Source organism: bacterium (genome assembly GCA_035307765.1).
Classification (GTDB): domain Bacteria; phylum Sysuimicrobiota; class Sysuimicrobiia; order Sysuimicrobiales; family Segetimicrobiaceae; genus Segetimicrobium.
Genome location: DATGHU010000034.1, coordinates 106904 through 125967, shown reverse-complemented (window position 1 = coordinate 125967; position 19064 = coordinate 106904). Strand labels below are relative to the sequence as shown.

Annotated in this window: 19 protein-coding genes; 10 read left to right on the top strand and 9 right to left on the bottom strand. The window is 68.2% G+C overall.

Translation table 11 applies throughout. The annotated features are described in order from the left end of the window. Position 1 precedes the first annotated feature (1 nt). Together VKV57_11535 and VKV57_11530 are read left to right on the top strand one after the other, a co-directional pair. The gene (locus tag VKV57_11535) at positions 2 to 580 is read left to right on the top strand and encodes a sulfite oxidase-like oxidoreductase (GenBank protein ID HLW60539.1); all 579 of its coding nucleotides are present in this window, start codon (positions 2 to 4) and stop codon (positions 578 to 580) included. A gap of 86 nt (positions 581 to 666) precedes the next feature. Beyond that, on the top strand, positions 667 to 1980 hold the full coding sequence (locus tag VKV57_11530) for a phenylacetate--CoA ligase (protein ID HLW60538.1): 1314 nt from the start codon (positions 667 to 669) through the stop codon (positions 1978 to 1980). Between the two features lie 21 nt (positions 1981 to 2001). Here the strand turns inward: VKV57_11530 and fabF are convergent, their stop codons facing one another. From fabF to VKV57_11510, 4 genes are read right to left on the bottom strand one after another with little or no spacing between them, the layout of a single operon-like run. Then, positions 2002 to 3243 (bottom strand): beta-ketoacyl-ACP synthase II, encoded by a 1242-nt coding sequence (gene fabF, locus VKV57_11525; protein ID HLW60537.1) that lies wholly within the window; start codon positions 3241 to 3243, stop codon positions 2002 to 2004. Next, positions 3240 to 3704 carry an SRPBCC family protein gene (locus VKV57_11520; GenBank protein HLW60536.1) on the bottom strand — a complete coding sequence of 155 codons (465 nt, stop codon included), beginning with the start codon at positions 3702 to 3704 and terminating at the stop codon, positions 3240 to 3242. Before VKV57_11520 ends, fabF begins: the two co-directional genes overlap by 4 nt. Beyond that, entirely contained in the window at positions 3705 to 4907 is a 1203-nt protein-coding gene (locus VKV57_11515) for an NAD(P)/FAD-dependent oxidoreductase (GenBank protein HLW60535.1), read from the bottom strand. Positions 4908 to 4914: 7 nt separating this feature from the next. Continuing rightward, on the bottom strand, positions 4915 to 5628 hold the full coding sequence (locus VKV57_11510; protein ID HLW60534.1) for a methyltransferase domain-containing protein: 714 nt from the start codon (positions 5626 to 5628) through the stop codon (positions 4915 to 4917). Positions 5629 to 5867: 239 nt separating this feature from the next. Here VKV57_11510 and VKV57_11505 point away from each other — a divergent pair, with 239 nt between their 5' ends. From VKV57_11505 to VKV57_11490, 4 genes are all read left to right on the top strand, one after another. After that, positions 5868 to 6572 carry a response regulator transcription factor gene (locus VKV57_11505; protein HLW60533.1) on the top strand — a complete coding sequence of 235 codons (705 nt, stop codon included), beginning with the start codon at positions 5868 to 5870 and terminating at the stop codon, positions 6570 to 6572. Further along, entirely contained in the window at positions 6562 to 7695 is a 1134-nt protein-coding gene (locus tag VKV57_11500; protein ID HLW60532.1) for an ATP-binding protein, read from the top strand. The genes VKV57_11505 and VKV57_11500 overlap by 11 nt, the downstream gene beginning before the upstream one ends. Next, on the top strand, positions 7692 to 8360 hold the full coding sequence (locus VKV57_11495) for an HAD family phosphatase (protein HLW60531.1): 669 nt from the start codon (positions 7692 to 7694) through the stop codon (positions 8358 to 8360). Before VKV57_11500 ends, VKV57_11495 begins: the two co-directional genes overlap by 4 nt. Before the next feature lie 224 nt (positions 8361 to 8584). Continuing rightward, complete coding sequence (locus VKV57_11490; GenBank protein HLW60530.1) at positions 8585 to 9511, top strand: cobalamin-binding protein; 927 nt, start codon at positions 8585 to 8587, stop codon at positions 9509 to 9511. Between the two features lie 109 nt (positions 9512 to 9620). On the opposite strand, the gene VKV57_11485 is transcribed toward VKV57_11490, so the two are convergent. Beyond that, positions 9621 to 10265 (bottom strand): hypothetical protein, encoded by a 645-nt coding sequence (locus tag VKV57_11485; protein ID HLW60529.1) that lies wholly within the window; start codon positions 10263 to 10265, stop codon positions 9621 to 9623. Between the two features lie 345 nt (positions 10266 to 10610). On the opposite strand from VKV57_11485, the gene VKV57_11480 reads away from it, so the two are divergent. After that, positions 10611 to 11675: a carbon-nitrogen hydrolase family protein gene (locus VKV57_11480; protein HLW60528.1), complete on the top strand. Its 1065-nt coding sequence runs from the start codon at positions 10611 to 10613 to the stop codon at positions 11673 to 11675. A gap of 104 nt (positions 11676 to 11779) precedes the next feature. Here VKV57_11480 and VKV57_11475 read toward each other — a convergent pair whose 3' ends face one another. After that, complete coding sequence (locus tag VKV57_11475; GenBank protein HLW60527.1) at positions 11780 to 12688, bottom strand: EamA family transporter; 909 nt, start codon at positions 12686 to 12688, stop codon at positions 11780 to 11782. A 111-nt stretch (positions 12689 to 12799) separates the two neighbouring features. Here VKV57_11475 and VKV57_11470 point away from each other — a divergent pair, with 111 nt between their 5' ends. Both VKV57_11470 and VKV57_11465 read left to right on the top strand, forming a co-directional pair. Then, positions 12800 to 13582: an SDR family oxidoreductase gene (locus tag VKV57_11470; protein HLW60526.1), complete on the top strand. Its 783-nt coding sequence runs from the start codon at positions 12800 to 12802 to the stop codon at positions 13580 to 13582. A 36-nt stretch (positions 13583 to 13618) separates the two neighbouring features. Next, positions 13619 to 14494 carry a serine hydrolase gene (locus tag VKV57_11465; GenBank protein HLW60525.1) on the top strand — a complete coding sequence of 292 codons (876 nt, stop codon included), beginning with the start codon at positions 13619 to 13621 and terminating at the stop codon, positions 14492 to 14494. 18 nt (positions 14495 to 14512) lie between these two features. On the opposite strand, the gene VKV57_11460 is transcribed toward VKV57_11465, so the two are convergent. Genes VKV57_11460 through VKV57_11450 form a run of 3 tightly spaced genes read right to left on the bottom strand, consistent with a single transcriptional unit; the run spans position 14513 to position 18272 of the window. Beyond that, positions 14513 to 17377, bottom strand: coding sequence for a DNA polymerase domain-containing protein (locus VKV57_11460; GenBank protein ID HLW60524.1), 2865 nt, complete (start codon positions 17375 to 17377; stop codon positions 14513 to 14515). Next, a complete protein-coding gene (locus tag VKV57_11455; protein ID HLW60523.1) occupies positions 17343 to 17624 on the bottom strand; it encodes a hypothetical protein in 282 nt (93 codons plus the stop codon). Before VKV57_11455 ends, VKV57_11460 begins: the two co-directional genes overlap by 35 nt. Continuing rightward, positions 17625 to 18272, bottom strand: a complete 648-nt coding sequence (locus VKV57_11450; GenBank protein HLW60522.1) for a hypothetical protein — start codon at positions 18270 to 18272, stop codon at positions 17625 to 17627. Between the two features lie 262 nt (positions 18273 to 18534). On the opposite strand from VKV57_11450, the gene VKV57_11445 reads away from it, so the two are divergent. Continuing rightward, positions 18535 to 19044, top strand: a complete 510-nt coding sequence (locus tag VKV57_11445; GenBank protein HLW60521.1) for a hypothetical protein — start codon at positions 18535 to 18537, stop codon at positions 19042 to 19044. The last annotated feature ends 20 nt before the right edge of the window (positions 19045 to 19064 follow it).

Sequence of the window (19064 nt, the reverse complement as noted above, 5' to 3'; positions counted from 1 at the left end):
CATGGAGCGGACCGAAGCGCTGCGGTTACCCCCGGGGCAGACCGCCACGGCCAAGTGGCCGGTTCTGCACTACGGGGGAATTCCCCGAATCGATCTCGCGTCGTGGGAGTTCACGGTGAGCGGTGAGGTGGAGGTCCCGTCCCGGTGGACGTGGGAGGAGTTTGCCCGACTGCCGCGGACCACGGTGCGTTGCGACATTCACTGCGTGACCGCGTGGTCGCGGTTCGACAATAGCTTCGAGGGGGTGGCGGCGGCCGAGGTCCTGAGGCACGCGCGGGGGCGGCAGGAGGCGGGATTTGTGATGGTGCACAGCTACGGGGGGTACACGACGAACCTCCCGCTGGCGGCACTGCTCGACCCCGACGCCATCTTCGCCGTTGCGCACGACGGAACTCCGCTGACCCACGAGCACGGGTGGCCGTGCCGGTTGGTGGTGCCGAAGCTGTACTTTTGGAAGAGCGCGAAGTGGGTGCGCGGGATTGAACTGATGCTCGCGGACCGCCCGGGATTCTGGGAGCAGAACGGATACCATATGCGCGGGGATCCCTGGGAGGAGGAGCGGTACTCCGACTCCTGGTAGATATCCCCCGTGGACGCACCCTGGTCAGTTGTCCGTGCCGCCGGCACGACCCCTCCGGCGAGCGACCTTCGACATCCCGGCGGCCGATGATCTGGAACATCGCCGCCGAAACCATGCCCCGGGCCGACTTGGCCGCACTGCAACTGCGGCGTCTCCAGGAGTTGATCCGACGCGTCTACGATCGCGTTCCCTTCTACCGCCAGGCATTTGATCGAGCCGGCGTCCGCCCGGAGCAGGTCCGGACGCTCGATGATCTTCGCCGCCTCCCCTGGACGCGGAAGGCCGACCTGCGCGATCACTATCCGTTCGGGCTCTTCGCGGTCCCCCAAGGCGACGTCGTCCGCCTCCACGCATCTTCCGGTACCACAGGAAAGCCCACGGTTGTGGGGTATACTCGCGGTGACCTGCAGGTGTGGGCCGAGGTCTGTGCGCGGTGCCTCGCCGCGAGCGGCGGCCGCCCCGGCGATATCTTCCACAACGCGTACGGATACGGGCTCTTCACCGGTGGGCTGGGAATGCATTACGGCGCGGAATTGATGGGGATGACCGTGGTGCCGGTCTCGGGCGGCAACACCGAGCGCCAACTGCTGCTGATCCAGGATCTTCAACCTCGAGTCATCGCCTGTACGCCGTCCTACATGTTGACACTGGCGGAATCCGCGATCGCCCGAGGGATCGATCCGGGGAAGCTCTCCCTCCGGTGCGCCGTGCTCGGAGCGGAGCCGTGGACCCAGGAGATGCGCCTGCAGATCGAGCGGCTCCTGCCCGTGCGGGCGGTCAACATCTATGGGTTGAGCGAGGTGATCGGTCCGGGTGTGAGCAACGAATGCGTCGAGGGGCAGCGAGGTTCGCACGTCTTCGAAGACCACTTCCTGGTCGAGGTTGTCGATCCCGCCTCCGGAGATCCGCGGCCGGAGGGGACGGTGGGGGAACTCGTCTTCACCACCCTCACCAAGGAGGCTCTCCCCGTGATCCGGTACCGGACGGGAGATCTCGCCTCGCTCGACCCCACCCCGTGCGTGTGCGGCCGCACCCACACGCGGATGTCGCTTGTCGTCGGCCGAACCGACGACATGCTGATCATCCGCGGGGTCAACGTGTTTCCTTCCCAGGTCGAGTCGGTCGTGGTGCAGTTTGCCGAGCTCTCGCCCCACTATCAGCTGCGGGTGACGCGGGAGCGGGCGCTGGACAATCTTGAGGTGCGGATCGAAGCCCAGCCGGCCTCGGCGGGGGAGCGTGCCCCGGACGGGCCCCCCTGGGCCGCCCTCGAGGCGAGGGTTGGCGGGCGCCTGCGGGGGATCACGGGCATCAATGTCCAGGTCCGCGTCGTGCCGCCGGGCAGCCTTCCGCGGAGCGAGGGCGGCAAGCTGCGCCGGGTGATCGACGAGCGGCCCCGCTAGGGTGCGGCGTCCGAGGCCGCCTCAGGAAGGGGCTTGTCCAAACACCAGCGTGGCGTTGATCCCCCCAAATCCGAAGGAGTTGCTGAGGATGTGCTCGATCGCCACCTCGCGGCCCGTGCCGGGGATGTAGTCGAGGTCGCAAGCCGCGTCCGGGTCCTCAAGGTTGACCGTCGGGGGCAGGTAGGCGTGGCGGAAGGCGAGCATGCAGATCGCCGCCTCGATGGCCCCGCTGGCGCCCAGGGCGTGGCCGTGCATGGCCTTGGTTCCGCTGATCGGCACGCGGTAGGCGTCGTCCCCGAAGACCTGCTTGATCGCGAGCGTCTCGGTCGAGTCGTTGAGGGGTGTGCTGCTGCCATGGGCGTTGACGTATCCGATCGCCTGCGGGGGGATGCCCGCCTCGGCGAGCGCGTTGCGCATGGCGCGGGCGGCCTGGGCGCCGGAGGGGAGCGGAGCGGTCATGTGGTGGGCATCGTTGGACGATCCGTAGCCGAGGATCTCGCCGTAGATGGGGGCGCCGCGGCGGCGCGCGTGCTCCCACTCTTCGAGCACGAGGAGCGCCGCCCCCTCAGCCATGACGAAGCCGTCGCGCGCGCGATCGAACGGCCGGCAGGCGCGGTGCGGTTCATCGTTACGGGTGGACATCGCGCGGATGATGGCAAATGCGCCGAAGATCAGCGGGGTGAGAGGAACCTCGACTCCGCCGGCTAGCATCAGATCGGCGTAGCCGTCCCGGACGGTCCGAAACGCCTCGCCGATCGCAATCGTGCCGCTGCTGCAACTGTCGGAGTTCGCGCTGCTCGGTCCTCGCAGGTCAAATTCGATCGCGATGTTGCAGGATGCCGCACCGCAGAACACCGAGAGGGCGAGGGTCGGTTTCACCCGATGAAGGCCCTGGGTGAGGAACACCGCCGCCTGCTCCTCCGCGAAGCTCGCGCCCCCCAGGGCGGAGCCTACAAAGCATCCGATCGCGTCTCGGTTCTCCTCGGTCAGATCGAGCCTCGCGTCGTCGAGGGCCATCCGACCGGTGGCGACCGCGAACTGAGAGTACCGGTCCAGCCGCCTCAGCCGCTTCGGTTCGAGATAGCCGGCGGGGTCGAAGTCGCGCACTTCGCCGGCGATCTTGCAGGAGAACGGTTCGGGGTCGAACCGGGTGATGCGGTCGATCGCCGACCGGCTGCGGCGGATCCCCTCATACAACCCCTGGCTCCCGTGCCCGATCGGAGTGATCGCGCCCATCCCGGTGACCACGACTCGTCGCTTCATCTTCCACCTCCAGCAGGTGCGGTTGACTGTTCCACGAGCATTTTGATCCGGCGCAGGGTCGCCCCGGCGATCGGTTCGACGAACAACGGACCGATGATCCACTCCGCGACCGGGCGGCCGACCAGCGGCCAGTCGAGCGCCAGATCATGCGCGATCGTGACCACCGTCCCGTGCGGGGCCGGGACGATGCGCCACTCAACTTCCATCCCCCGCGTGACCCCTCGGACGTGCGTGTACCGAATCCGGCGCTCCCCCGGGAGGAGGATCTGCCGTGCCCACCACGAGACGGGGATCCGCCCGCGGCGGGCCCGCATTTCCACGATGCGCTCGTTGCCGGTCGTGGCGATCACCCGTACGCCGCGGTAGTGCGGCAGCCAGCGGGGCCATTCCTCGACGCGGGAGGCATAACCGTAGATCTCCTCCGGGCTGCCGTTGATGTGGGTCGTTGTCTCGGTATGCATCTACCCGATCCCGGCGATGCCGGCGAGGAATCTGGGGTGGAGCACAGAGGTGGCGGGACTCACGCCCCCCACCGCGTCGATAAACCGCGTCGCGAGATCCGGGCGCGCGGACATCGCGCGCACGGCCCGCTGGATCACCATGGGGCGGAAGGCGAGGTGCTCCAGCATCCTGGACAGGAACACCGCGCCGGCGAACTCTCGCCGCCGCGCCCGATCGTAGGCGGCCAGGGTCCGCGTCGTCGGCCCGTCGTGATCGAGGGCGCGAACCGCGGCCTCCGCGGCCAACTCGCCGCCGCGCAGGGCCAGGGAGACCCCCTGTCCGGTCATCGGGTCGATGAACGCGGCGGCGTCGCCGGCCAGCAAGATTCCGCAGGCCACGCTGCGGCGGCGCCAGAAGGTTAGGGGGCCGCTGGTCCGCAGCCCTCCGACGATGGCTGCCTGGGCGAGTCGGTCGGCGAGTCGCGGGAAGTCGTGAAGCGCGGCCCAATACCCGGCGGCGACGGCCCCCCGCCACGAACGGACCGTCCTCCTGGAGAGGGCGATCGTGACATTAGCCAGCCCCCCGGGGAGATACGCAACCCCGCAGTACCGGTCTCGGGCAAAGTGGATCTCTCCCGGCAGCCGTTCCCCCGGCGCGGCGTCCGGCGGGAGATCGCGGAGGTAGGCGCCCACGGTAAACCGGCCGCTCCGGGGCGGATTCCCAGCGCCGATCATCCGGGCGACCTCCGAGCGGATGCCGTCGGCGCCGATCACCAGCCTGGCGTGGTAGGACTCGCGCCGCACCGGCCCGGGCCCGCGCTCCACGGTCACCCGGAGGCCCCGCGCCTCGGGTTCCAATGCCGTGACCCGTGCCTCCTCGATTACGGCCGCACCCTTCCGCGCGGCATGCGCCATCAGCACGTAGTCGAGCGTTCGACGGGGGAGCGCGTAGCCGCCGCCACTCGAAAACGCGGTCACGACCGACACGCCGGACGGCGCGGCGATGCGCATTCCCGGCACCGGCAGCGCCACGCGTTCGACCTCAGCGACGGCCCCGACGCGCTCAAGGACGGCGCCGCAGCCGGGATTGAGATAGTCTCCGCACGGCTTCGTCCGCGGGAAGCGCGCGCGCTCCGCGACGAGGACGCGGCATCCCCGCGTCGCCAGGACCGCCGCGGCGATGCTTCCGGCCGGCCCGCCGCCCACCACGAGTGCGTCGAGCATCCCCGTGCTATCCGATCCGGGAGAGCGAGACGCGGAAAAGCGAGTGACGGATCAGCCGGAGCCCTGGAATCGCTGCCGCCGCGGCGAACTGCCGGTACTCCGCCCACGACCGGGACCGGCGAACCGAGAGCGGCCCGTCGTGGCGGGTGACCGCGCTGCGGGCGAAGCGGGTGGCGAGCCATACCCCACCGTATCCGGCCGGAGATCGGAGGAGATCGACGATCAGGAACCCAACCCGGCTCAATCGATGGAGGCGTTGGACCAGAGCCAGCCCCTCCTCGGCGGTCAGGTGGTGCAGCGCCAAATTGCAGAGGCAGACATCGACGCTCGCGTCCGCAAAGGGGAGGGCCCGGGCGTCGGCCCGGATCACCGTCACCTCCGGGCAGGCCGCCGCCGAGATGCGGGCGAGCCGGGCGATGGTGGGGTGGCGGTCGATGCCCACGATGCGGATGGTTACCCGCCGCCTCTGCGCCCACGCGGCCACGGCCGTCGGCACGTCGGCTCCTCCGGTTGCAACGTCCAGTACCACCAGCGCCGCTCCCGCGGTTCCGCCCCGCCGCCGCCACACCGGGAGCGCCCGGTTTAGGTACGCGCGGACGATCGCGTGTCCGCCCAGGAACCGGTTCATCCGCTCGAGGTCGCGGAGGTTCTCTCGGAGTTCGCCGGCCGGGCGACCCGGGGCGTCCATGAGTTCCGGTGTGGTCGAGTGGGTAATGTTCATCGATGTCCCCTTCAACTGTATCCACAGGGAATTCACATCTTCGTAACACCCCGCAGCCGAGATCATGCCCCGGGATGGAACACGCGGTGGACGAATGGGGGGCGACGGCGGCCCAGGGGAGAGGGATCCCGCCGGACCCCTCGGGAAGCACAGACAGGTTCGAGAGGGTCTTCATCAAACCTTCACACGAGGTTCATAAACTACGGGTCGATACCGAGGGGAAAGTCCGCGGAGGGGTCATGGCGGAGGAGACGAGCGTCCTTGTCGTCGACGACGATCACAAGCTGATCTCGCTCGTTCGGATGTACCTCGAGCGGGAGGGGTTCCAGGTGCTGGCGGCCTACGACGGAGCGCAGGCGCTGGAGGTGTTCGCCCGGCACCGCCCGGGATTCGTCATCCTGGATCTGATGTTGCCGAAGATCGACGGCATCACGCTCTGTCGGCAGATCCGCAGGGGTTCCAACGTCCCGATCTTGATGCTCACGGCGAAAATCGAAGAAGTGGACAAGCTGGTGGGGCTCTCCGTTGGGGCCGACGACTACGTGACCAAGCCCTTCAGCCCCCGGGAGCTCGTCGCGCGGGTGCGTGCGATCTTGCGGCGTTCGTCGATCGAAAAACCGCTGATCCCCAGGCTGGTGCGGGGCCCGCTGGTAATGGACCTGGAGCGCCACGAGGTGTCGATCGACGGCCGAGAGGTACGGCTCACGCCCATTGAGTACAAGCTGCTGCAGGCGTTGATGGAGTTCCCCGGCCGGGTCTTCACCCGGGACCAGCTGTTGGCCCACGTCTACGCGTTCGACGAAGCGGTGGTGGTCGATCGGACGATCGACGTCCACATCGGGAAGCTTCGTGAGAAGCTGCAGGATGACCCGCTGCACCCTCGGTATATCCAAACCGTGCGCGGGGTGGGGTACAAGCTCGTGGGGGACGGTCGTGCGGAATAGTCTCCTTTGGCGTCTGCTCGGCGTGCAGTGGCTCGTCATCGCCGTTGCCGTGGTCATCTCGGGGGTGGCGCTCGAGCAGCAGGCGTCGCACACGTTCATGGCGATCATGATGCGCTATCACGTCGACCCCACGATGATCGAGGCCGAATTCCAGGTGTCGAGCCGGCGGATCCTGTTGGCGAGCAGCCTGGTTGCCGCGGCAATCGCGATGCTGACCGGATGGATCTTGGTCATGCGCATCGTGCGCCCGCTCAAGCAGATGATGGTCCTGGCGGAGCAGATCGCACGGGGGGATTACGGCCGGCGTCTCCCCCGCCACGGGCGTGACGAGATCGGGCGGTTGGCCGAATCGCTCAACCAGATGGCGGCGGCCCTCCAGCTGATCGAGGGGCTCCGGCGTGATTTGGTGGCGAACGTGGCCCACGAGCTGCGGACCCCGCTGTCGACCCTACGTGGCTACCTCGAGGCGCTGCGGGACGGCGTAACCCCGCCCAGCCCGGAGACGCTGGTGATGTTGCACGAGGAAGTGCTGTCGCTGGTCCGGCTGGTCGATGACCTCCATCAGTTGAGCCAGTTTGACGCCCGCGTTTCCCATCCGCGGTCGACGGTGGTCAACCTGCGTGCGCTGGTCGACCGACTCACGGCGGTCTACGGCCCCGAGTTCGCCCGCCGCGGGATGGGGCTGAGCGAATTGTATGATCCATCTCTTCCCCCGGTGGAGGCCGACGGGGATCTCGTGGGCCAAGCGCTTCGGAACCTGGTGGACAACGCTCTCAGGTATGCGCCCCTCCACGCCGAGGTGACGATTGCGGTCCGGGCGGCGGCGGGGGCCGTCCGCCTCGAGGTGTCGAACACTGGGGAAGAGATCACGCCCGACGATCTCCCGCACATCTTCGAGCGGTTTTACCGCGGGGAGAAATCCCGCTCGCGCGCAACGGGCGGCGCCGGGATCGGACTCGCCATCGTCCGGGAAATCGCGCGGGCACACGGGGGCGAGACAGGGGCCAGCAGCGCTGACGGGCGAACGACGGTCTGGTTCAGCCTCCCCCTGGCCCGTCCCGCCGCGGCGGCTCCCGCGGGACCGGGACGCCCACGCGGCGCGTCCGCGGAAGGGCGATTGTGATCCAGGCTGTGATCTTCGACCTTGATGGGCTGATCCTCGACAGCGAAACCCCCGAGGTCCTCGCTTGGCAGGCGGCGTACGCCCGGTACGGACTGCGCTTTCCGCTCACCTCCTGGCTGCAGAACATCGGCCGCAACGACCGTCCTTGGGATCCGCTGGCCCCCTTTCGGGGGCCGGGCAGCCCCGCGCCGCCCGAAGAGGTGACCGCGGTGTGGCAGAAACAGCACGACGCCGTGGCGCCGGACTACTTGAAACCGCTACCCGGAGTCGTTCCACTGCTGGCGTCGGTGAGACGGGCGGGCTGGCGGACCGCGGTCGCCTCCTCTTCACGCCGGTCGTGGATCCTTAGGGCCCTCGCCAACCTTGACCTCGCGGCGGAGTTCGATGCGGCGGCGGGGGGAGACGAAGTGCCGCGGGCGAAGCCGGCCCCCGACGTCTATCTCCTGGCCGCGCATCGGCTGGGGGCCGCCCCGGCGGCGTGCGTAGCGCTCGAGGACAGCCCACACGGGGCGCAGGCGGCGAAGGCCGCGGGCATGGCCTGCATCGCCGTCCCCTCGGTGCTCACCCGCTCGCTGGATTTCACCGCTGCCGATCTGGTCGTGTCCAGCCTGGAAGAGGTGACGGTGGAGACGATCGCATCACTGCGCGGTCCGGACGCGGCGTAGCCTGCCTCCGTCCATCCCTGGACACCGCTGCGCCTCCCGGGGATGCCCAGAAGCGGAAACGGGTGGTCGGGGCGCACGCGCGGGCGTGAGCTTCGGTCAAGCACCCCTTCGCGTGGGCTCGGAGGCGGCCCCGATTCGGGAGCAAGGCGCGTGTTCTAGCGCCGTCGAACCATGGTGCGGGAAGTCCTGGCCCCGGTCCGCCTGGGGCGTGGGACGGGGAGGAGGTGGAGCGAAGCGTGCGGATCGTCACCCTCCTGCCGAGCGCGACCGAGATTGTCTGCGCCCTGGGGTTGGCCCCCGATGTGGTGGGAATCACACACGAATGTGACTTTCCTCCGGAAATCCGCCGGCGCCCGATTGTCGTCCACGGCACCATCGACTCGGCCTCGCTGAGCAGTGCCCAGATTAATGCGGCGGTGGAGCGGTCGCTGACCCGCGGGGAGAGCCTCTACACCATAGACGTTCAGGGCCTGCGGTCCCTCCGCCCGGATCTGCTGATCACCCAGGACCTCTGCGACGTCTGCGCCCTCCCGGAGTCCGACATCCGGCCGATCATCGAGGCGTTCCCCGTGCCGCCACGGGTGCTGAAGCTGCACCCGCACACGCTGGCGGACATCCTCAACGACATCTCGGTGGTGGGGACCGCCGTGGGGGCGGAAGCCGAAGCCCGGGATCTCGTGGCGCGTCTTGAGGCGCGGATCGCCAAGGTCGAGGCGGCGACGCGGGGCCGTAGCCGTCCGCGGGTCTGTTGCCTGGAGTGGTTAGACCCACCCTTCTGCGGCGGGCACTGGATGCCGGAGCTCGTCGCGCTTGCCGGCGGCCGAGAGATGATCGGCCGCGAAGGCCGGCCATCGTTCCGGATCGACTGGGCCGATATCGCCTCGGCCACCCCTGAGGTCATCGTGCTGGGGCTCTGCGGGTTCGACGTGGCTCGGACACAGGCCGAGGCGGCTGCGCTGGCCGCCCGCCCGGAGTGGCGGAAACTTCCCGCGGTTGCCTCGGGACGGGTCTACGCCACCGACGCCAGTAGTTACTTCAGCCGATCGGGGCCGAGAATCGTAGACGGGCTGGAGATCTTAGGGACGCTGCTGCATCCTGAGGCCGCGACCTGGCCGACTCCGCCAGGGGCATGGGCGGCGTGCGCTCCCTAGGATATCCCTGGCCGCCGCGCGACGGCGGACGCATCCGGCCTGAGGTCGGGGTAGCACCGGGAGCCGAGCGCTGGCTGGGCGCGTCGCCGCGTGGCGGGGTTCGTCCGTGTCAGCAGTCGGGCAGCACGATCGCTATCTTTGCGCCAAGGTCATAGAAGTCCGTGGTGCTCGTCCCCGTCGTCCCCCCGCCCTGCCCGCTGACCCCGGCGATCGTGAAGACGTTGCGGCGGGGAAGCCCGGTCTCGGTTCCGATAGAAATGGTGCCGGTGATCTGCCCGCCTCCCCGCGGCGCGCGCATGACAATCCCATACGCGTGAACCGGTGTACCGTCGATCGTGGTATCCGGCTGCCGTGTGATGGTGTACTCGCCGTCGAAGTCCTCGGGGTCCTTGAAGAAGGGGGATCCATTCGGATCCTGCGCCGAGTCACGCATCGAGCGCCCCCGACACCCCGGCTCCGCTTGCCTGCTGACGATCTTGCCTCCCACGGAGAACGTTTCAGACGTTCCTCGTGGGCTCTGCTGGGTGAGGTGGTAGGCGTTTGGCGGCGCAAACTCGCCGCTCACCGTCCCGCCGCCGGGCCCGCCGCTGACGGAAATGTCGCCCTTGATGCGGTACCCGGAGAGGCTGTTCAGCTTGCGGTAGGCTGCCGCGATCTCCGCCCATGCTGCCCGGTCGCCCTTTACCGTCACGGCCGCCGAAGCGGCCGTGGGCCCCGGCAGGGAGACAGCTACCCACAATGCCAGAGCCGTCATCGTCGCTTGTGCGATCCGCGTTGGCCGGTTTACGGGAAAGCCTCCCCATCGTCTGTGGGACGGAAAATCGTCGGCAACTTGCATCCGGCCTGTTCGCCGAGGCGTTGCTCGTGCGGTGTCGCCCTGGAGATCAATGCACCCATTCGCGACGAGATCCCATCTGAGGATCAGCGGCATCAGTTCGTTCTGTCGCGGCATCAGTCCTCGTCCGCGGCTCGCCTCGCCTCCGTCAGCGTCCCGGCTCGGCGCGGGAATCGAAGCGGGTTCGGCAGGGAGGGGGGGGCGGGTGCGGAATGATGGCGCAGGGACGACCTGCGGTTCGGGCTCCCGGGAGGGAGGGGGATCATGGGCGATGCGTTTCCAACGGTGCGCGCCGCGGTGATCCAGGCCGCACCGATTGTGCTCGACCGGGAAGCGACGGTGGAGAAGGCCTGCGACTTGATCCGATCCGCGGCGACTCGGGGCGCGAAACTCATCGTGTTCCCGGAGGCGTACATCCCGGCCTACCTGTGGGGCTTGGGGCTTGGAACCAAGCTAGGAAGCCGGTCATCCGCCGGGCGACGGACGTGGGCCCGTTACTGGGCGAACGCGGTCGAGATTCCTGGTCCGGCGACCGATGCGGTCTGCCGCGCCGCTCAGGAGGTGGGCGCATACGTCGCGATGGGCGTCATCGAGCGCGACACGACGTACAGCCGAGGGACCCTCTACTGCACGCTCCTCTATGTCGGACCGAACGGGGAGATCCTGGGACGTCACCGAAAACTCAAGCCGACCGCAGCCGAGCGGCAGGTTTGGGGCGAAGGTGACGGAAGCACGCTGCCGGTGTTTCCGACTGACTACGGGCGCCTGGGTGGTCTGATCTGCTGGGAAAACTACATGCCGCTTGCACGCATGGCCATGTACACTCAGGGCGTCGATCTCTACGTCGCTCCCACCGCGGACTCGCGCGACTCCTGGCAGGCTACGATCCGTCATATCGCCTGCGAGGGGCGCTGCTTCGTTCTCTCCTGTTGTCAGTACGTAACGAAGGGGATGTACCCGGCGGACCTGGAGGTGCGCGAGGAACTCGAGGACCAGCCAGAGATCCTCTCCCGGGGCGGGAGCGCGATCGTGGGGCCGCTTGGGGATTACCTGGCGGGACCGCTGTTCGGCAGCGAGGGAATCCTGACCGCGGATCTCGACCTGCGCCGGGTTGTTGAGGGTCGCTACGATTTCGATGTCACGGGTCACTATGCTCGATCTGACGTCTTCCGGTTGGTGGTCAACCGTGCCGCGACGCCGCCGGCCGAGGGGCTCCCCGCGGAACCCGAGCCGCGTGCAACCGGATCGGGGGACGCTGTCCTCGACGAGGCCCCACCGCGACCGCGGAATCTGGCGCCGGCGATGTTCCCGAGCCGGGAGCAGCGATAGCCGCGGCTGACGAGTGTCGGTTGGTTTTCGTTCTGCCCCGCGCGACCGGCTCTGCCCCGGTCGAGGCCCGGACGGACCTTTTCCTGTCCGCCGACCGGTCTTGATCACCCCGCCCTGGAGAATGCCGGATCGCGGCCGGGGGCCGGGCGGCGGTTGACGGTGACAATGCCGGCGAGGACGAGCAGCGAGCCGAGCAGAAGGCGCCAGTCCGTTCGCTCGCCGAGGAATGTGATCCCGAGGACGAGGCCGATGACGGGGAAGACGTAGGTCACGAGCGACGCCCGCGTCGCTCCCCACACGCGGATCAGGTAGAAGTAGAGCAGATAGGCCACGGAGGATCCCAGGAGCCCGAGCCACGCCAGCGCGATCCACGGCAGCGTCGTGAGCGAGAGGTGGATGGGGCGCTCCGCGAGGCCCACCGACGCCCAGAGGAGCATGTCTCCAACGAGGACGGTCATCGTCGCCTGCACCAACGGGGGTTCCTCCCGGAGGTGCCGGCGCGAAAAGATGGCGGCGATGGCGTAAGAGATCGTGGCCGCGAGCAGCGCCGCTTGTCCCCACGCGGTTCCGTGAAGTCCTTCCGGACCGAGATCGCGGCTACCCAGGATGACTACCCCGCCGAACCCGACGACCAGCCCCAAGAAGCGAGTGGGGGTGATCCGCTCGTCGTGCAGCCAAAAATGGGCGATCAGGATCGTGAACAGCGGCATCGTGCCGTTGAGGATCGCCGCCAGCCCCGAATCGATCTTGGTTTCCCCCCAGGCGATGAGGGCGAACGGCGCCGCAGATTGCAGCGCGCCGAGCACCAGGTAGGTCAGCAGGGTGCGGCGGCCCCGCGGAAGGGGTTGCCGAACGACCGCCATCACGGCGAGCAGCCCGAGGAGGCCGATGCCGAGGCGGAGCGCGGCGACCAGCAGGGGGCCCATCGAGGCGACGGCGATCTTGATCCAAAGGAACGACGAGCCCCATATCAGACCGAGCAGCCAGAACGCGCTCCACTCTTTGAGCTTCATGCACCGCTCCCCTCGCGATGGCGATCGTGCTTGCCGATGCTACGGTACGATAAGATAATGAGAGAGTCTATCTGCCAATTGCGCCGAACTTCAGGGGGAAGGAGACTCACCATGGCGGGGGCCCTTGCGGGTAAGGTCGCGGTCGTCACCGGGGGCGGACGCGGGATCGGTCGGGCGATCGCGCAGCGGCTCGGAGAGGACGGCGCCGACGTCGTCGTGGTCGACCGCGATGAGACCACCGCGGCGGCCGTGGCGCGCGCGCTCACGGCGACCGGCCGGCGCAGCCTGGCGGTTCAGGCCGATGTGGCCGCCGCCGAGGATCGCGCGCGGTTCATCGCGGCGGCGGTCGACACGTTCGGGCGGCTGGACATCCTGATCAACAACGCGGGGGTCGTCCGGGTCCATCGGCCCGAGGCGGTGACCGAGGTGGAGTGGGACACGATCATGAACATCAACTGCAAGGCGGTGTTCTTCACCTGCGTCGCAGCCCGGCCGCACCTGGCGGCGGCCGGAGGCGGCCACATCGTCAACCTGGCGTCGATCGCGGGCAAGCTGGCGACCCCCTGGTGGGCACCGTATGGGGTGAGCAAGGCGGGGGTGATCGCACTGACCCGGAGCCTCGCGGTGGCCTATGCTCCGGACCGCATCCACGTGAACTGCGTGTGCCCCGCGCCGGTCGACACGCCGATGTGGCGCCAGATCGACTACGAGGAGGCTCCCCATCTCGGATTTGCCCCCGGGTCGTTCACGAAACTGCGGTTGGCCGGTACGCCCCTCGGCCGGCTGGCGGAGCCCAAAGATGTCGCCGGGGTGGTGGGGTTCCTCTGCTCCCCCGATGCGGGGTACATGACGGGACAGGCGATCAATGTGAGCGGGGGGATGATCTTTCACTGATTGCCATAGACTGATCGCGCGGAAGGGGGACGGACTGTGATCAGCACCCTCGACACCCTGGGGCGCCGGCTCGATGCGCTCTGTTCGGAGCAGCGATTTGAGACGGGATGGTGTCTCAAGGACCCACGCCGCGGCGAATTCGCCCACCGGCGCGGCGCGATCGTCGTCCCGTCGGCGAGCACGCGGAAGATCTCCATCCTGATGGCCGCCCTCCGCGAGGTACACGCCGGCGGGCTCTCGCTTGACCAGCCCGTCACGATCCAGGCCAAGTACCAGACCAGCAACAGCGGGTGCTTTCAGCATTTTCGTCCCGGGTTTACGATCACCCTCCACGACGTCCTGACGATGATGATCATCGTCAGCGATAACACCTGTACCGGGACGGTGGTGGACATGCTGGGGTTGGACGCACTGAACGGGTTTTGTCGATCGGTCGGCATGGCCGGGACAACCCATCGGCAGGGCATTCCGCCGAACACGGACGCCCGCGGCGTGCAGTATGCGGAAGGCCCGTCTGATGTCAGCGGGATGAACGCCACCACCCCGAACGATGTCGTCCTGCTCCTTGAGCTTATTCTTCAGGGCCTCCAGGATCCCGCGGCGGCGGCGCGTCTGGGGTGCACGTCAGATCTCTGCCGGGTGGCGATGGAGATCCTGAGCTGGCAGAAGCTGAACTCGCGGTTGCCGGCACTGCTGCCCACCGGGACAAAAGTCGCGCACAAGACGGGTACGGGGCCGGGAGTGATCAACGACGCCGGGATCGTGTTCGCAGGGGCCGATCCGCTGTTCATCCTGGCCGCGTACACGCAGCAGGTGCCGTGGGCTCTTCCCGACGGCACCCCCGGCAAGGCCGCCGCGGAGCGGCACATCGCCCGGTTGTGTCGGACCTGCTGGGACGCCCTGATGACGTGACGGCCGGGCCGACGCCGCTCACCGGCGGATCGGTTGGCGGGGAACGGCCCCGCCGCGACGAAAGGGCTCGAGCAGCGTCTCCATGGCCCGGCGGAGCATCTGCGCGTATCGGTCCACGTCGTAGCTCCAGTCCGCGGGGAGGCGCGCGTAGGGGACCGCGCGATCGCCGGGGACCTTGGCGGCGGCGTGTGTGATGATGTACTCGATCGCCTCCCCCGGGTGAAGCGGGACGCCGGCCTGAAGAAGGTGGTGGGCGGCGACCGCTTGGGGGATGCCCCGCTCATACTCGTGGGGGTCCTGGGAGAGCACGGTCCGAATCACCAGCTCCTCAGCGCGGACTTCGTGCTGGCGCAACCGGATGCATTGCTCCTCCAGCATCGCGGCGATTTCCGGAAGGTGAGCGCGCGCCTCGTCCAGGGTCTTCGCCTGGAAGAGGAAGTCCAGCATTCGACGCTGCATCGCCGCGACGATCGGCGGTGTGTCGCCGCGCCGTAGTTCGAGCCCCCGCACCTTCTCCGTGCCATCCTCGAACACCCCGAAGTAGCGGTTGGGCACGCCGACCAGCGGGTGGGTGCGCGATGGGACGAACGCGATCCACCGGTACACGCCCTCCACCGCGATCGGAAGGCCGGTGGCCTCGACGATGGCGTGGGCAAGCGCCTCGTAGTCCGCGCGCCCGGCCCCGGGCCGCCGGAGCCAGACCGAGTCCACGAGCGCGTGCAGCATCGTGTACCCCTGGGATTCCGCGACGTCCTTCGCGCGCAGGAGCGTTTCCCGGCCGAGCGCCGTCGTGCACTCGTGGGCCTCGATCTGGCCGAACCGCGCATTTTTGTACCCTTGGTACCCGAAGCAATTGTGGGTGAGTACACCGCCTTCGACGAAGAACGCCGGGGGGTCGCCCCCAATCTCAAAACAGTAGACAAACTTTTCCGCATAGGCGACTCTTTCGACGAGTACCACCTGTGCACAGCCAAGGGCGCTGCGCAAGATGGGCGGCGGGGGCTGGTCCGGCCGTCGCACCCCGGATCGAGGTCCCCACTGCGTGTCCCGCCCAAGTGCCAGGGATGCCATTTCGCGCGGGGGCATTTCCGCCCCGTCGAAACGGGGAACCCGGACCGCCACGCGGGTGCCTGCGGGTGTTTCCGCGGGCGTGGCCATGGGGATCCAATCGCCAGCCGTGAGCCGGTCGGCTCGTTTGATCCGGAGATGGCCCGCGTCCAGCACGTAGCAGGGGTGATCGGGAGTCATCAGCAGCGCGCGGCCCCACGGCAGCCTGACTCGGATCATGGTGGAGGGGGCCGGCATTTTGATGACGTTCCGCACCGGCGTCGTGCATGGGCAGAGATGACGATCGATCCCGATGACCGTCAGGTCGTCAATCGGCGTGATGCCGGCCCTATCGCCGGGGAGAGGGGCGTTGACGATCTCCCGGATCGGGGCGACGTGCCACCGATCCGCGGACCGGTGGAGCACCCGTGTGTTTCCGTCCAAACAGACCACGCCGATCCACTTGAGCGCCGTCTGGCGCATGTTGTACCGGTGGCGTTCCGCCCCGATCGTGACGGCCCGGCGGAGCTTGTAGTAGGCGCGGCGCTCGAGCACTCGCTCCAGGACCTGAGGGGTGAGCCCCCGCTGCTTCCGGCAGAGATGGTGGGGACTTCCCGGCACGCGGGCGGCGGGGTCGTCGCGGCAGCAGGTGCAGTTGACCGTCTCTTGTGAAATATTGAAGCGGTTCATCATCGCCGGGTACATCGCCGCGAAATCCAACTCGCCGACTTGATCGTACGCGCCGACAAGAGGCGTGTAGGTAAGCCCGCCCCGATCGGTCACGAGCAACTCGCTGCCGGTCTTGAACGCTTCGGGGCGCGCTTTTCGCCAGGGGATGAGGATGCCGTTCTGGTACGCTTGGTCGAGCTGCATCGAAGTGATCGCGGTCCCCACGCTCGTTCGGGCCGTGTGCTGGACCGGCATCCGCGCAAGGCGCGCCAGTTCCAGCAGTCCCGGCAATTCTGCTTCCTCGTAGGTGAAAGAGTTGGTGGTGTCCAGGTGCCACCGGCCCTGCAGATACGATCCCCCCGCGGTATAGACGACCTGACCGTAGGTCATGTACGAGCGCGGCCGGCGCGTTCGCATCCCCACCCTCCGATCGCGATTGAGCGGGAGGGGGTGGCCGCACGCCTGCATCAATCGCCGGAGCCGGGGGAAAAGGAACGAGTCGCCCCACTCGGTCAGGATGATGTCCGGATCGTACCGGTGCAGCCATCGGTCGAGGCCCTGCAGCAGGTCCGTCGGGGTCTCCCCCAGGAGCGTGCTCTCCTCGCCGTCCACACCCACGTGGAGGGTCGCCGGCCGCCCGTGATTGGGATTTGCCGGGTCGCCGTCGAGGCGCAGGCGGAGGACGGTGAGCGGCGGTACCGTGTACTCCCGCTCCCAGGGCGACTCCAGTGGCGCGATGGTTTGGATCAGCCCCTCGGGGGTCGCCTCGACCGCGCACCGGCCGAGCGGGAACAGTCGATGCTCGTACTGGTACATCTGCGGCAGCGGGATGTCGCAGTTATAGAAGGTGAGGCCGTCGAGCCGAGCGAGGTGGGCGACGACACGGGGGAACGCCATGGGGTCGGCGACGGTGACCTCGGTGACCTCGAGTTCGCCCCGCAAAAGGTCGTGCCGCATCGTGTGGCGGATCGTGGTGGCCTCGCGGAGATGGGCGAGCATCGCCTGGGCTTGCTCCAGGGCGGTGCGGCTGCCGGCATAGTACAGGCGCGGCGTCCACCGGTGCAGGCACCGCAGGCGGGCGCCGTCGTCCGCGAGGAGCCAGATGACCATCCCCTCTGTCGTGGGGTAGACGTCAAACAGGTGGACGGAGAGCGGGTGGGTCCGCACGAAACGTCTCGACCTCGATCTCCAGATCTTGGATGGCTTTCATCGCGGCGATGAGCATCGACAGCAGGATCGCCTCGAACGGGACGGGACGGGCGGCGTAGCTGGCGCCGGCGGCGAAGTGGCGGGCGGCGGCAAAGAGCCGGTCGAACGCGGCCCGGTCCTGCGCTCGGAGCGCGCGGCGGAACGGTGCCCAGCTCTCTTCTTCACCCTGAATCACCTGCGTCATCGTCGGGACGGTACGGCCCATCTACACTCTCCTTCGAAAGGTGCGGTCCGGGGGGAGGCGCAGCGCCCACTCCCATCGGGCGGGGTCGGGCCACTCGCGGGAGATCCAGACACGCCCGTCCTCCGGTCGGGCGGTGAAGTGCCAGCGGGCAAGCCGGCACAGCCGGTCGCCGAAAGTCCGGCGGAGACCCTGTGGGTCGCGGTAGGGGATCACCGGATCAGGGCAGGCGGCGAGGATGGGGAGGCGGGGGGCCGTCTCGGCGATGGCGGCGGCGAGGCGTCGGAAAATGCGGGCCGCTTCGGTAGCCGGCACGTCTTCATCGTGCAGCGGGTCGAGCAGGCCGAGGCAGAGCACCGCCCCGGGGCGGAAAGCGGCGATGGCCAGCTGCAGGCGCTCCGTCAGCAACGCCTCCAACTGATGGCAGGTGTATATCCGAGAGAGGTGCACGGCGTCCAGAACCCCCAGGTGATCGAGCCCCTGCGCCCGGGCGGCATCGGAGAGGAGGTAGGGGTTGAAGGCGTTGGCCCCGTCCACCAAGACGACGGGTTCGTTGCGCCCGAGATACTGGAGGCAGAGAAGCTGGCTGAGGGGGAGGACGCTCTCGTCCCCGGTGAAGAGCACGAGGCCGCTCAGCGGTTGGGGGAGAGGAATGGGCAGGGATACCGCCATCGGAGCACCACCTTTCGGTGGGTTTAGTATAATACCGAACATATGTTTGTATCAATGAGGATCATCGCTGAGCGATCTCAATCAAGGGCCGTGCGCGCCTTGGAAATGGCAGAGCGGCCGGGTTAGCTTACAGTCGCTTGCGCTTATGCGGATTTGCAGGGTCGAGGGCATCGCGCGGTCGGGATACGCCCCCGGGAAGGAGGGGGGACCGGACCACACGCGTGGAAGTGGTGCTGAGATGATGGGCGAGGGAGGAACGCGGATGGTGAACCGTGTGACCGGGTGGGGAGTCTGGCTCGTGCTCTGGGGGATGCTGGGCGCGCCAATGCAGGCATGGGCGGGCCCGCCCGGGGTGATCACACAGCAGTCCCAGACCGCCCACTACATCCTCGTCCTGCAGATCGGCCCGGAGGAGAAGATGTACTCGAAAGCCGAGGCGGCGAAGCTCCATCCGGCCTCGGGTGAGGTGATGGTCAGCGGCGCGATGGCCGCGATGCCCATGGCCGGGATGTCCATGGACACGCGGCACCTCGAGTTGCACGTCCTCTCCCGGGCCACCCGACGGGTCGTCACCGACGCCCGCTGCCGTATCACCGTTGCGGGGATGAGCGCTGGGAAAAACGACGCGGTCCCCGTCGGAACGATGTACGGGGTCGCGGCGGGGCCCGCGGACTGGCACTACGGCAACAACGTGCAGATGCCGGCGGGATCCTACACGATCACCGCCGTGGTCAATGGAGAGGGCGCGACGTTTCATGTGACGGTGCACTAGGGTCGGGTGGGCCGCAATGC